2 protein-coding genes (1 of these 2 only partly in view) are annotated in these 15,166 nt (G+C 55.4%); both read left to right on the top strand.

What is annotated here, in order from left to right:
- Positions 1–2: 2 nt before the first annotated feature.
- Entirely contained in the window at positions 3–13,211 is a 13,209-nt protein-coding gene (locus tag QGP82_RS06130) for an SDR family NAD(P)-dependent oxidoreductase (protein WP_499057745.1), read from the top strand.
- Positions 13,208–15,166: the 5' portion of an SDR family NAD(P)-dependent oxidoreductase gene (locus tag QGP82_RS06125; RefSeq protein ID WP_499057743.1), read on the top strand. It continues 17,100 nt past the right edge of the window; 1,959 of the gene's 19,059 nt are visible here — the first part of the coding sequence; it begins with the start codon at positions 13,208–13,210; its stop codon lies off the right edge, out of view. Before QGP82_RS06130 ends, QGP82_RS06125 begins: the two co-directional genes overlap by 4 nt.

Genomic DNA, 15,166 nt, shown 5'->3' with positions numbered 1-15,166 from the left:
TCATGCAGGCTGAAACAGAAAGATTGGAATGGATCCGGACATGGATAAAGGCCAGGAAAGCGGCCACTCAGCCGCCAGCTTCTGTCACGGCTACTGATGACGCTGTTGTTGTAACGGGGGTCTCTGGCTATTTCCCTGGCTGTATGAATGTGGCTTCATTCTTCAATCATATTGATCATGATCAGCCTCTGATTACGGCTATTTCTGATCACCGCTTGGACCTGATGATTCATCAAGGGGGTGAGCAGCTAGGGTTTATGCGGCGGCAACAGGGTGGATTTATCCCAGATATTGTTTCTTTCGATGCTGAATTATTTGGGATCCTGCCCATTGAAGCTGACGAGATGGATCCTCGGCAACGGTTGTTGTTGATGTCCACGTGGCGTACCTTGGAAGATGCCAGTATAAACACTGAATCTCTCAAGAAAAGTGCTACAGGTGTGTTTGTTGGCTGTGAATCCAACGAATATGCGCAGTTAATGGCCCAGCATGGTTTTGTTCCGACCATGGGGTTGAGCCAGGCCGACAGCATGATGGCCAACCGGATCTCCTATCATTTTGATTTTGCCGGTCCCAGTGAGATGGTCAACGCCACCTGTGCTGGGTTCGCGGTGGCACTGCATCGGGCGTTTACCGCCGTTAGGCTAGGGCTGATTGAGCGGGCCATTGTGGGAGCAGCGAATCTCATTCTGTTGCCTGATCCATTTAGGATCTTATCCGAGGCCGGTCAGTTGACTGTTGGTTCATCGGTCAAGTCTTTTGGCCATGGTGCAGACGGGTTTCTCCGGGCCGAAGGTGTGGGGACAATCTTGATTGAACGATTGTCAGATGCTGAAGCGGCGGGTCGCTCTGTGTATGCGGTGATCAAAAACGCTTCGGTCAATTTCAACGGCCAGGGTGGTTTTTCCATGGCTGCTCCCAACATTGAAGCCCATACGGAGTTAATTAAGGCGTGTTACCGAGAGGCGGACATCGATCCGAGGAGAGTTGCCTATGTGGAGGCCCAAGGTATGGGGCTGCCAGTGGCAGATATTGCGGAATGGAACGCCATTAATCGGGCATTGACGCAGCTGTGTGATGAAAAAGGGCTGGCGTACGAACCTGGATTTTGCCGGGTGAGTACGCTCAAGCCTCTGGTGGGCCATATGCATGCCGCGTCCTCCCTGGGGGCGTTGTTAAAGATTATTCGGAGCTTTCAGACCAATAAGATTCATAAAATCCCAGGCTTCGAGCAAGCCAACGAGTTCTGCGACAAGGAGGCGATGCCATGTCGCTTTACTCGGGAAACCGAATTGTGGGAACAGTCCTCAGAGCCAAGGTTGGCAGCCTTACATTCCTACGGATCTGGTGGTAACAATGCCCATGTACTTTTAGAAGAGTATCAAGGTGCATGGCAAACAACGGCGGATCGTCAACAAAATTTCAAGGGCAGACCCTTTGAACTTAAACGTCATTGGTTCCCTGCGATCGCGAAGCCATTGTTGACAGACATCGCCCCAGGCGACCTGAAAGAAAAGATATTGGCCGTAATGCTGGAGGCTTTGGGGCAGAAGAATAAAGCCTCCACTATTGATTTACCGTTTGCCGAACTCGGTGTCGATTCACTCTCCATCGGTTCATTGGTCTCCAAATTGGAAACCACGTTTGATGTTTCCATTCGCAAATCCGATCTGTTCAGCTACTCAACACCCGATCGCTTAGCCACCCATGTCGCCACATTGAGGCGTTCGTCCAACGGCGGGGTGAGCGTAAAATCTCGCCCTGCTAAGACGTTGCCTGGCCTCAAGGATAAGGCCGCCACGGACGGGCAGGCCAATGATGATATCGCAGTTATTGGCATGCATTTGCGCGTTGCCGGGGCTGAGGATCATGCAGACTTCTGGCAGCTGCTGAAGGAGGGCCAATGCGCCATTACACAGTTGCCCGTGGCCCGAGCTAACGGTGCGACGGATGGCCCAGATATCCGGGGGGGGTTCTTGCCGTCCATCGATACCTTTGACCCGCTCTTTTTCAACATCGCTCCTCGGGAATGCGAGGCCATGGACCCGCGACACCGCCTGCTGTTGGAGGCGGCCTGGTCCGCCATTGAGGATGCTGGCTACAACCCGGAGGACTGGAAAGGCAAGAATCATGGCATTTTCATCGGTATTGAAGAATCGGATTATCCAGTGTCGACGGCATCCCAGATCACGGCCATCCATGGCGGTACGGCACCGGCACGCATTGGCTATTTCCTCGATACTAAGGGGCCATTATTGGCCATCAGCACTGCCTGTTCCTCTTCCCTGGTGGCTGTTCATTATGCCTGTAAAAGCATTCTCGATGGAGAGAGTGACTGTGCGTTGGTGGGAGGATGCAATATTATCTGCCAGCCGGAGCGCACCCATGCTGCCCTGTCCCAAATGGGCAACATGCTGTCACCGGATGGCACCTGCTACGCCTTTGACCACCGGGCCAATGGCATGGTGATCGGCGAGGGCCTCGGGTTGGTGGTGCTCAAGCGCCTATCTCAGGCCAGGCGGGATGGCGACTCTATTTATGCGGTGATTAAAGGCAGTGGCATTAATTATGATGGCCGTACCAATGGCTTGACCGCCCCCAGTGGCGAACGTCAGCGCGAACTGTATGAACGGGTACAGCGTCAGAGTGGTGTCCGCCCGGAGCAGATTGCCTACGTTGTTACCCATGGCACTGGCACAACTCTAGGGGATCCCATCGAATACCATGCTCTGTTGGATGCCTTTGGAGCCAATGGAGAGCACCCGCCTTACTGCGCCCTCACTTCTCCCAAGACGAATATTGGCCATACCCAGGCCGCCTCGGGCATTGTCAATTTGATCACGGCCACCCTCGCCTTGCATCATCGGGCGATTCCGCCGTCCTTGAATTTTGAAGCGGTCAATCCGGACATCGATCTTGACCATGGTCCGTTTTATGTAAACACGGCTTTGCAGGCTTGGGACGCTGAGCACCGTTTTGCCGCCGTTAGTTCCTTCGGCCATACCGGTACCAATGCCCATGTGGTGTTAGGCGACAGTGGTGAGCCGTTGGTTCAGCCCGCTGACGACGAGCAACAACCGTTGATGATCGTGTTGTCCGCCCAGGGGGAAGACCAGTTAAGGCAAGCGGCAGAAAGGTTGCTGCACTATCCGGTTGGACGCTTACAGGACCTGGCATACACACTGCAAGTGGGCCGCCAGGCGATGGCCGTGAGGCTGGGTTTTCTGGCGCGATCGCAAGCCGAACTAAGATCGCAACTAACCGCCTTTTTGAACGGCACTGTGGACGAAACGCAGGTCTTTTACGGCGAAGCATCAGAGTCAGACGCTGTGCTGGGTGCGTTAGTGGCTGATGAAGACATCGGCCAATGGGTGCGCCATTGTCTGGAAGCGGGCCAGTATTCGAAACTGTTAAAAATGTGGGTTGGCGGGGTGGCGGTTGATTGGCACAGACTTTACGGCCAGGAAAAACCCAGGCGTGTTCATTTGCCCACCTATCCGTTTGAGAAAGAGCATTTTTGGCTGGATGTAACCGCGCCAGACTCCACCCTGGCCGCTCTGCCTACTCCAGCGCCCGCCAAACCCAGTGCGTCAAATGTCGCCGAGGAGGCACCCCATGAAATCCTGCTCTTCGAGGAGACATGGCAGCCTGCAGCGCTGGTTCGGGAAACGGTTTCTAAACCCAAGAAACCCAAGACAGCAGTATGTGTGCTGGGCAATGCTCCCGAACAACGGGCGGTGGCGGATGTTTTGCAATCCTTAGCAACCGATAGCCATTGGCAGCTGATTCAGGATAATGGCGCAGGTGCCCTGGAAAAGGCATTCAAGCAAATCCGCGAGGAGTTTGGATCCCCCGATGCTCTGTTCGATCTGCGCACCATCGGTAACCCCGCCGGGCTTTATAATCCCGCCCACATCGTCCCGCTGATCCAGGCCCTGGCAAAAGCTGCGCTCAACCCCGCTCGCGTGCTAATTATGTGTCCGTTCCATAGCGACCTGCAGCGTTGCTATGCAGACGCTTGGGTGGGGTGCGAAAAGTCCCTGGGAATGATTTTGCCAAAAACCCTGGTCGTGGTTGTCGGCATGCGCATTGCCGAGCCATCCCTTGCGGTTGAGCAATGTGCCCAGGCGCTACATGATGAATGGCACGCCACCGTAGCTGAGAGTGTTCTATATGAAGGAGAGCAGCGCCTGGCGGCGCGCCTACAGCCTGTAAATTTGCCAGAGCACACGGTGCCTCCACAGGAGCCTACAGTGCCTCCACAGGAGGCTGCGCTGCCCTTGAAACCAGGGGGCACCTATCTAATTACCGGCGGCGGCGGCGGCTTAGGTTTGCAGTTGGCCACACATCTGGCCCACAAACACCAGGCAAATCTCGTGTTGACCGGGCGTTCGGAGCTGACACCGGAGAAGCGATCGCAACTGTATGCCTTGATCAAACAGGGCGGCGGCGTCATGTATTTGCAAGCAGACGTGAGCGATGCTAACGCCATGACGTTAGCCGTGGCCCAAGCTAAAGAACGCTTCGGCACCATTGATGGCGTCATCCATGCGGCAGGGGTGGAATCGACCCACACCATTCTGGACATGGAGATGACTGATTTTCAGCGCGTGACCGCACCAAAAATCAATGGCACCCGGGTGCTCGATCAGGTGCTCCAGCATGAGCCCCTGGATTTCATGGTGTATTTCAGCTCCAGTGCCGCCATCCTGGGGGACTTTGGTGCTGGCAACTATGCCATGGGCAATCGATTTCAGATGGCCTTTGCCCGGCATCGCCATCAGCTGGTGGCCCAGGGGCAGCGCCAGGGCAAGACCGTAGCGATCAACTGGCCGGTTTGGGCCCAAGGAGGCATGGGGGCAGGCAACCGTGAACAGATGGACTTTTATCTGAAAACTAGCGGTCAGCGGGCGCTCGAAACCCAAGAGGGGTTTGACCTATTTGAACAGTTGCTGGCCCAGCCTGGCCCGCAGCATCTAGTGCTGGTGGGCAAGCGTCACCGGGTATGGCGGTTTTTAAACCTAGCGGGGACGACACCTGATACAGCCTCGGAGCGTCCTGTAGAGCCCGCTCTTGGTCGGGGGCGTAAGCCTGAAATGAAGGGATTTAGCGTTGAGGACTGTGTGCTGTGGGATCTGCGCGAGTTGGTGGGAGCCCTCTTGAAAATCAAACGAGACCGCCTCAAGGCAACTGCAAATTTTGCAGATCTCGGGTTTGATTCCATCAGTCTGGCCGAATTCGCCGAGGCCCTGACCAGGCATTTTGACATCGAAATCACACCTGCGTTGTTTTTTGGGCATTCCACCCTAAACAAGCTCTGTCAGTATTTTATGGACGAACATCATCAGGCGGTTCATGGGTTTTATGCCCAGGCACCACAGACCGAGGTGAAACCCCAGACCCCTGTTCACCGCCTGACCCCAGACCGCCTGACCACAGCCGCCGTCCAGGCATCAGTGCCCCAGCCACCGGATCGATACCCTGGGGAACCGATTGCCATTATCGGCATGAGCGGTCGATTTCCCCAGGCCCGGAATATCGACACCCTGTGGGAAATCCTAGCCACCGGCAGGGATGCGATTGAGGAAGTGCCGACAGAGCGGTTTGACTGGCGTCAGTATTACGGTGACCCCCAGGCGGACAGCCGCAAGACCAATGGTAAATGGGGCGGCTTTATTCCTGGCGTTGCCGAATTTGATCCCTTGTTTTTTGAAATTTCGCCCCGCGAGGCGGCAGCCATGGACCCCCGCCAGCGTTTGCTACTGCAAGAGGCCTGGAATGCCCTGGAAGATGCTGGCTGTGGCCCACGACATCTGCAAAATCACAAGGTGGGGCTGTTTGTTGGGGCAGAGGAGGGTGACTATGTGTTTCTGGCTGGAGACGGGCAAATCACCGCCAACCATAACGGTATCCTGGCCTCGCGGTTAGCCTATTTTCTGGACCTACGGGGGCCAGCCATGGCCATCAACACCGCCTGTTCGTCAGGATTGGTTGCGGCCCATCAGGCCTGTGTGAGTCTGCGCGGTGGGGAGTGTGACATGGCGTTGGTGGCGGGGGTGAACCTTCTGCTTACCCCCGCCGGTTTGGTGGCCATGGGCCAGTCGGGCATGTTGTCAGACGATGGCAAGTGTTTTGTTTTCGACCGGCGGGCCAATGGCATGACCCCCGGCGAGGCGGTGGTGGCGATGGTGTTGAAACCGTTGGCCAAGGCTGAAGCTGACGGGGATCCGATCTATGGGACGATTCGGGCTAGCGGTGTAAATTATGACGGCAAAACCAATGGTATTACGGCCCCTAGCGGTGTGGCCCAGACCGAGCTGCTAAGGGACGTTTACTCAAAGGCCCACATCCGCCCTGGGGATGTGGACTACATCGTCACCCATGGCACTGGCACCAAGCTGGGTGATCCGGTGGAAATCAACGCGCTTTACGATGCGTTTAAGGGCACCAGCGAGAACCATGGTCATTGCGCCCTAACCTCAACGAAAAGTAATTTTGGCCATACCTTTGCTGCCTCCGGTTTGCTCAGTGCCGTCAGCCTGGTCAAGGCGTTTCAAAACGACCTGATTCCTGCCAGTCTGCATTGCCACACTGAAAATGACTATATCCATTGGGATCAAAGTCCTTTTTTCGTCAACAAGACTGCCCGACCCTGGCCGCGCCGTAACACTAGAGAACGCCTGGGCGGGGTGAGTGCTTTTGGCATGAGCGGCACCAATGCCCATATGGTTTTTGCAGAGTACTGTGAGACAACCTATTCCCCATCACAGGTATCCCCTTACCATTTATTAGTTTTATCGGCCAAAACATCCGTCGCACTCAAAGCCAGGGTGCGTAGCCTGATCCAGGTATTGCAGATGGAGGCGACTGCCGAGGCCGGTCTGGACAGGATCAGTTGCACCCTATGGGAGGGACGCCATCATTTTCGTTACCGATTGGCGGTGGTGGTGGCGGATTATGATGACGCCGTCGCTGCCTGGACCGCCGCCCTGAATGAGGAACCTCATCCCCAGGTGTTTCAGGGGTTGGTGCCGCCGGATTTCAAAGGGCAGACGGTGATCCGGAAGCATGCGGAAGACTTAATGGGCCAATGTCGCGATCGCACGATCGAAGACTATGGCGACGCCGTGCGGGCCTTGGCTGATTATTACTGTCAGGGATACCAGCTGGACGGTGCTCTTTTGTGGGGGATGCCCCTGCCGCCACGTCTGCATCTGCCCACCTATCCGTTTGAGCGCAATCACTACTGGGTCAGTGACGGTAGTACGTCCTCGGTCAGGCTAGCTGACAGGCCAGTGGTCAGGCCAGCAATCAGGCCAGCGGTTCATCAACTGCATCCCCTGGTGCATCGCAACACCTCTAATTTTTCCCAGCAACAGTTCAGGTCTATGTTCACGGGGCAGGAGCCATTTCTGGCCGACCATGTGGTCCATGGCCAAACGGTCTTGCCAGGGGTTGGCATTTTAGAAATGGCCCGTTCCGCGTTCGAGCAGTCAGTCGCTCACCGAGACCATCAATCTGGCTATCAATCCGGCTATCAACTGCAAAACGTTGTATGGCTAAGGCCTTTGGTGGTACCGACAGGGGGGCTGGAGGTGGAGCTGGGTCTTACAGAACAAGATGACGGCATTAACTTTGAGTGCCGCACCGACGGGGCGATGCCCGTGATTCACGCCACGGGACGGGTATCTATGCTAGCCACATTGCCGCCGTCGCCCTTGGACATTCCAGCCATCAAACAACGCATGCAGGGGGGACAACTCTCAGCCCAGCAGTGTTACCAAACGTTTGCCTCCAGTGGTTTGAACTATGGTCCCTTCTACCAGGGCTTGCAGGAACTGCTGATCGGTGATGAAGAAACCTTTGGGCGCATTGACCTGCCCGAGGTGGCGACCGTCGGAGCTGATGCCTTTGTGCTGCATCCAAGTTTAATGGATACCGCCTTCCAGTCCATGCTCGGCTTGCAGTCTTTTGTCCATGGGCAAGGGAGCCATGGCTCGTCGCCGCCGTTGGTACCCTTTGCCATAGAGCGCCTCAGCGTTTTTGCGGTCTGTCCCTTCCCGTCCTGGGTTTGGACACGTCGCTCTCCGGAGAACATGACCAACAGTGGCGTGATCAAACTGGATATTGATGTGTGCGATGGGGATGGCCATGTGGCGGTACGTATTGAGGGGTTCTCTGTCCGGGCATTTGCCAGGGCAGTTGGCGATCGTTACGTGCGCAGATTAACGGGGAAAGAGTTTTTCCTGAAAGATCATGGTGGACTGTTGCCTGGGGTGGTTTCCTTAGAATGGGCCCAGGTGGCTGGCACGTCGGTGGGTCCAGTGACCGGATTAAAGCAGATAGTCTGGAGCGATCTAATTCGTCTGGACGGCAGCCCTCGTGATGTTTATACCTCGCTAGAACACCAGGATGGCACTGTTCTTTATCGGGTGAGCGCCGACGATCGGGTGCATGCCCAGGGCAAGATCGCCACCGAAGAATTTGCTGGCCCCATTCCCCACATTGCCCTTGATGAAATTCGGGAACGGTGCGGTGAGAGGCTTGTGCCATCAGAGTGCGATCGCAGGCTAGCCACAGACCTGGGTCCGAGTTTTCGCAGCCTGGTAGATTTCCGCCACAATCAGGTAGAAGCGCTGGCAACCCTGGAACTGCCAGCCTGCGTGCGGGATGATTTTCAGGACTACCGTCTTCATCCCAGCATGATGAATGGGGCGGTACAAGCGGCCAATCTGTTGTCCCTGATTCGTCGTCCGGGTGGGCCGCCAGTGCCCTTCAGTGTGGATGCCTTATGGATCCATGGGGACCTGCCTGAGCAGGCATTCGCCCATGTGACCCAGGTTGTGGAAGATGATGCTAATGGGCACAGCGATCGGGCCATGAAGTATGACATTGCGATCGCCGATGGCCAGGGCCAGGTGGTGGTTTCGATGCAGGGGTACTGTGCCATCCCAGCGACTCAGCCAAGTAACGCAGCCCCAATAGATATTCCAGCAGATATCCCAGCAGACATTCTTTATGGGGTACTGGACTGGAGGCCCCAGGCGATGGCCGCCAGCGACGGCCCTGAGCCTCAGCGGCCATCGGCGGCCCCAGTGTTTCTGCTCAATGGGGATACCGCCCATTGGCAATCTTCTCTACAGGCCCAATGGCCTGGGGCGCGTTTCATCCAGCTCTCATCCATTAGCGACCCGGCAGAGGCAGCACAATCCAGTGTTCTGGAGGTCCTGCAGCTGATCCAGGCCGCCCTCGGACAGGCCTCGGACAGGATTCAGCCGGTTATGTTGGCGGTGCCAGACGGTGCTTTCTCCCCCATGCACGCTGCCCTAGCTGGGCTATTTAGGACAGTGCGGCTGGAACAGGGGGACGTGGATGTCCGGATTTGCCACTTGCCCGCTGCTGTGCAATGCCCATTGGATGACCGCTGGATAAGGATCTTGGCCACCGAACTCAGTCATCCGTTTGGCGATGTTGAGACATTCTATGACGCTGAAGCAACTCGGTTTGTGGCCTCGCTGGCCGAAATTGTGCCTGCCACATTGGCACCAGCGTATGAAATTTCGCCCGGTGATGTGATTTGGATTACCGGGGGTCTTGGCGGTGTCGGCCTGCAACTGGCCCGACATCTGGCGGTGACTCGTCAGGCCCGTGTCGTCTTGAGCGGGCGGTCGCCCTTGTCTCAGCATAAGCGCCAGGTCTTGGATTCCCTAACCCAGGCAGGGGCTACTGTGCGCTATCTGCAATGCAATGTGGCGGATCGTGCCGACGTCGAAAAAAGCCTGGCTTCGATCCTGGAAACTGAGTCAGTCTTAAATGGCATTGTCCATTGTGCAGGGGTAATTGAGGACGCCCATTTACTGAAGAAATCCACCCAGGAAGCAGTGCGGGTAATGCAGCCCAAGATTGCTGGCACCCTGGCCTTGGATGAAGTCACCCGGGATATCCCCTTAGATTTCATGGTGCTGTTCTCGTCACTCACCGGCACCTTTGGCAACCCAGGGCAGGCCGATTATGCTGCGGCCAATGGGTTCATGGACCTGTTTGCCAGGGAACGTAATCTTCGGGTCCGGGCAGGGCACCGTTGCGGTCGCACCGTTTCCATTGGCTGGCCCCTCTGGCGTGACGGCGGTATGCAGCTCGATGCAGAACATACCACCCTGCTTCACCAAAACTCTGGCCTCACCCCCATGGATACGGCCAGGGGAATAACAGTATTTGAGCGTTGTTTGCAAAGCGATCGCGACCATCTGCTGGTGCTCCATGGTGAGGGTTCAGCCATCCGAGCAAAGTTGTTTGCAGAAACAGAGCCTACAGCTAGGGCCGCAGTTGCTACAGGCACTGTTTCCGTTGAACAAATGCTCCAGGCCCTAACTGCCATGGTGGCGGATCAGCAAAAGGTGCCCTTAGACAGAATTGAACCGGATGTGGAACTTCCCCAATATGGTTTCGATTCCCTGGCCTTCACTGAGTTTGCAAATCGGCTCAATCGCCGCTTTCAGCTCGACCTGATGCCCACATTATTTTTCGAAAAATCTTCCCTGAGATCCCTGGCCAAACACCTGCTGGAACGTTATCCGGAGACCCTAGCGGCGCAGCTGGTCCCACCACCAGTACCAGATATGCCAGCCAAGGTTTCGGCAAAGCCGCCTGAATCCACCAGTCGTTTTCGCAGTGCGCCAAAGGAGACCGTCGCTGCCCCCATTAATAGGGCAAATGGGAGAACCAATGGGGATATGGCAGACCCTCCTACGGCTCCCCCCAACCCTGGGGTTGATAGTTCGCAGGCGATCACCACCATGAATAGTCAACCGTCCCCTGAGCAACCGTCGCCCATTGCCATCATTGGCATCAGTGGCCGTTTCCCTGGTGCCGCCGACGTGGACGAGTTGTGGCGTCATCTAGAGGCCAAGCACGACCTGATTTCAGACGTGCCAGTGGAGCGCTGGGACTGGCAGAAATACTACGGCGATCCATTGGAACAGCGAGGCAAAACCAAAGTCAAATGCGCCGGTTTTATGGAGGATGTGGACCAATTTGATCCGGCCTTTTTTGGTATTTCCCCCAGGGAGGCGATCGGCATGGACCCGCAGCTGCGCCTGCTGATGGAAACCGTTTGGTCCGCTGTCGAAAATGCTGGCTATCGGGCCAGTGAGTTTTCCGGTCGTCCGGTCGGTGTTTTTATGGGGGTATCCACCTCTGACTATAAGGACGCCTGGCTCCAACATGCGGCCTCTGATCAGGAACTGGACGGCCCTTTACTCGTTTCCCATTTTGTAGTTGCTAATCGCATCTCCTATGCGTTGGATTTACACGGTCCCAGTGAGCCCATCGATACCGCCTGTTCGTCCTCTTTAATTGCTATTCATCGCGCCATTGGGGCCATGCGGATGGGCCATTGTGAGTCCGCCTTAGTGGGCGGCGTCAATCTGATCTTGACCCCAAATATCACCATCGCCGCCAGTCGCGCTGGTGTGCTTAGTGAGGACGGTCGCTGCAAGACCTTTGATAAAAGCGCCGATGGCTATGGACGGGGTGAAGGGGTGGCCGCGCTATGGCTAAAGCCCCTCGATCAGGCCTTGGCAGACGGTGACCATATTTATTGTTTAATTCGCAGCAGTGCCGAAAACCATGGCGGCAAAGCTGCCTCTCCCACAGCCCCCAATCCAGTGGCTCAACAGGCGTTGCTCGTCGATGCCTACACCCGGGCGGGGATTGATCCAAGCACCGTGGGATACATTGAAGCCCATGGCACCGGGACGGCCATGGGCGATGCCGTTGAGATCGACGGATTAAAAGCGGCCTTTGCCGAGTTGTATCAACGACAGGGCATTAACGTCGGTGAACCCCATTGCGGATTAGGGTCGGTCAAGGCCAATATTGGCCATTTAGAGGCGGCGGCGGGGATGGCCGGGGTGATTAAGGTGATCCAAATGCTGCGACATCAAAAGATCCCGGGTAACCCCCACTTGAAAGAGCCCAATCCCTATCTGGGACTTCAGAAAACGCCCTTTTATCTGGCTGATGAAACCCAGAATTGGCCAGCACCGCGCGATGCCCATGGGCAGGAACTGCCCCGTCGGGCGGGTGTGAGCAGCTTCGGCATTGGGGGGGCCAATGCCCACGTAGTCTTAGAAGCCTATGGCCATGGGCAACCAGCGACCGCTGGCCCGGAACCACCTGCGGATCATCCCCAGGTGATGGTTTTATCCGCCAGGAATATGAGCTGTCTTAAGGGATACGCCGAGAAACTGCTGGCCTTTTTGACGCAGACCGCTGGCAGTAAGTCTTCCAGACTGAGAAATGTTGCCTGGACGTTACAAACTGGGCGGGAGGCGATGGCAGAGCGGTTGGGTTTCGTGGCCGCTGACCTGAACGAGACCGTTGAGACGCTCACATCATTTTTGGCAGGTGAAAAGGCAGAGACCTATTACCATAGTCGGGTTCATCGGGGGGGCGCAAACCGGCAGCCTGGTCCCGAGGACACCCCTGAAAGCTGGCTGGCTGCCTGGATGGAGGGGGCCGACCCCGACTGGTCACAACTCCACGGAGACATTACGCCGGAACGCATCAGCTTACCCACCTATCCATTCGATCGGAAACGATTCTGGTTCGCTAAGAAAAATGAGGGCGGAAATAAATCAGCAGCTGACAACGGTGTGCAGCCACTAACGCAGCTGCAGGACATTACCCTCTCCCCACCATCATCTGAAACGGTCTTTAGTCAGAATCTGCCATCGATCGTCAAAACTGAGCTATCTGAAGTGGCCCAACCCAGTGTGAACCCTCAGCTCAAATTAGCCTCGCCGTCAGGCTCAATCGAGTCAATTGTTGATGTGCTGGTGGATATGTTAGCCGAGATTCTCTACATGGGTGTGAGCGATGTTTCGACCGATGAGTCGTTTACAAATATGGGCCTGGATTCGGTGATCGGTGTCGAGTGGATTCAGGCCGTCAATCGACGTTTTGACGTTAAGATTCCGGCTACTAAAGTCTACGACTATCCCAATATTCTTGCTTTCGCTAACTTTCTTGCCGACACCCTGGAGCAGCAGTCCCCTCCGCAAAATCAAGAAAAGGAGTCTGCACCTGCAAAATCAACTTCTTTGGACGACGTTCTCCAGCACGTTCAGCGTGGTGAATTGGAGGTCTCAGAAGCTGAACGCCTGATTGAAAAACTTGACCTGGCCGCATTAGAACTTGTTAAACCATGAGCTTGAAACACATCCTACAGTCCCTGCAAGATGGTGATCTCAGCCTGGAAGAGGCTCGACGTGACATACGCGCCAACAGCAACACTGAGGAATCGAATGGCCACCTAAAGGGTAATCAATCAGAGGCATTGGGTTCCCCGGATGTGTTACGGGAAAGCCTGCGAGAAAGTCTCGCTGCTGCCCTCTACATGGACAAGGAGGATGTGGACCTTGATGAGCCCTTTAGTGACATGGGGCTTGACTCAATTGTCAATGTGGAATGGATTCAAACGGTCAACCAACAATATGGGCTCAAGATTCCAGCAACTCGGACCTACGATTACCCAACCATTGTTCAATTCGCAGATTACCTGGGCACGGAACTTCAAGGAAAGCTCCCGACCCAGTTGCACACTTTCACCTCTGCGATCGCATCATCAGCTGATACTGTTGTTACTTCGCAGGCAATACAACCAGCGCAACACCCCGATGGGCAGACTCAACAGCCCCTCACTCAGACCGAAAGCCACCCTCCTGCAGCTGAAGGTATTGCCATTGTTGGGATGTCCGGAAGGTATCCAGGTGCCGCCGATCTTCAACAGTTTTGGGACAATCTGAAACAGGGGCGAAACTCTGTGGCAGAGATCCCGAAGGATCGCTGGGACGTAAACGAGTATTACGATCCCGATCCTGCCAAACCTGGCAAGATTTATTGTAAATGGCTGGGTGTTTTAGCGGATATTGATTGCTTTGACACGTCGTTTTTCATGATTCCGCCCGCCGAGGCAGAACTGATGGACCCACAGCATCGGATCTTTCTTGAGGAGGCCTACAGGGCGTTCGAAGATGCTGGCTACAGTCCTCAGGCGCTGGATGGCAAAAAGTGCGGTGTCTATATGGGAATCATGAACAGCGAGTACGTCCACTTGCTGTCTCAGCAACAGGTTGGAGGGCTGAATACGGGCAACAGTTATTCCATTGCCGCTGCCCGGATACCGTATCATTTGAATCTAAAAGGACCGGCGATCCCTATTGACACCGCCTGTTCGTCATCTCTGGTGGCCGTCCATTTGGCTTGTCAGGCGTTGCGTAGCGGTGAGATTGACATGGCCCTGGTCGGTGGTGTCACCCTTTATCTGACTCCAGCGTCTTACGTTGGCATGTGCGCGGCGGGAATGCTGTCTCCGGATGGTCAGTGCAAGTCATTTGATACTTCGGCCAACGGTTTTGTTCCCGGTGAAGGGGCGGGGCTTGTGGTATTAAAGCGGCTTGAAGACGCAGAGCGCGATGGCGATGGTATCCATGGCGTGATCATTGGTTCAGGTATTAATCAGGATGGCCGCACCAACGGCATTACTGCCCCCAGTGTTCAGAGCCAGATCGAACTGGAACGCACTGTTTATGATCGGTTTCAAATCGATCCAGCCACAATTAGCTATGTAGAGACCCATGGCACCGGTACCCAATTGGGGGATCCGATCGAATTCGAAGCCCTAACCAAAGTGTTTCATGAAAAGACTGATCAACAACATTATTGCGCTCTAGGATCGGTCAAAAGCAACATAGGTCATACCTCGGCGGCGGCGGGCATGGCCGGTATTCACAAGGTGTTATTGTCGCTGAAACACCAGCAACTGGTGCCTAGTTTGCACTTCAAGCATGCCAATGCGCACTGTGATTTTGAGAATTCTCCCTTCTATGTAAACACAGAGTTGAAAGATTGGAGCGCGCTTGCAGATCATCCCAGACGGGGTGCGGTGAGTTCATTCGGCTTCAGCGGCACCAACGCCCACGTTGTGATCGAAGAATATGTTCAGGCTAATCCCTCTCCTAAATCATCAGATATTAGCTTGCCAACTCCCGTGGTCCTGTCGGCGAGGGATGAAGATCGTCTGCGTGATGTGGTGGAAAATCTCCGTGCTTTTTTGACGTCGGGCTCGCAAACGCTACCTTCTTTAAAAGATTTTGCCCATACC

Source organism: Leptothoe sp. LEGE 181152, assembly GCF_032906605.1.
GTDB lineage: Bacteria > Cyanobacteriota > Cyanobacteriia > Phormidesmidales > Phormidesmidaceae > Leptothoe > Leptothoe turfae.
This window is presented reverse-complemented; position numbering and strand designations above follow the sequence as displayed.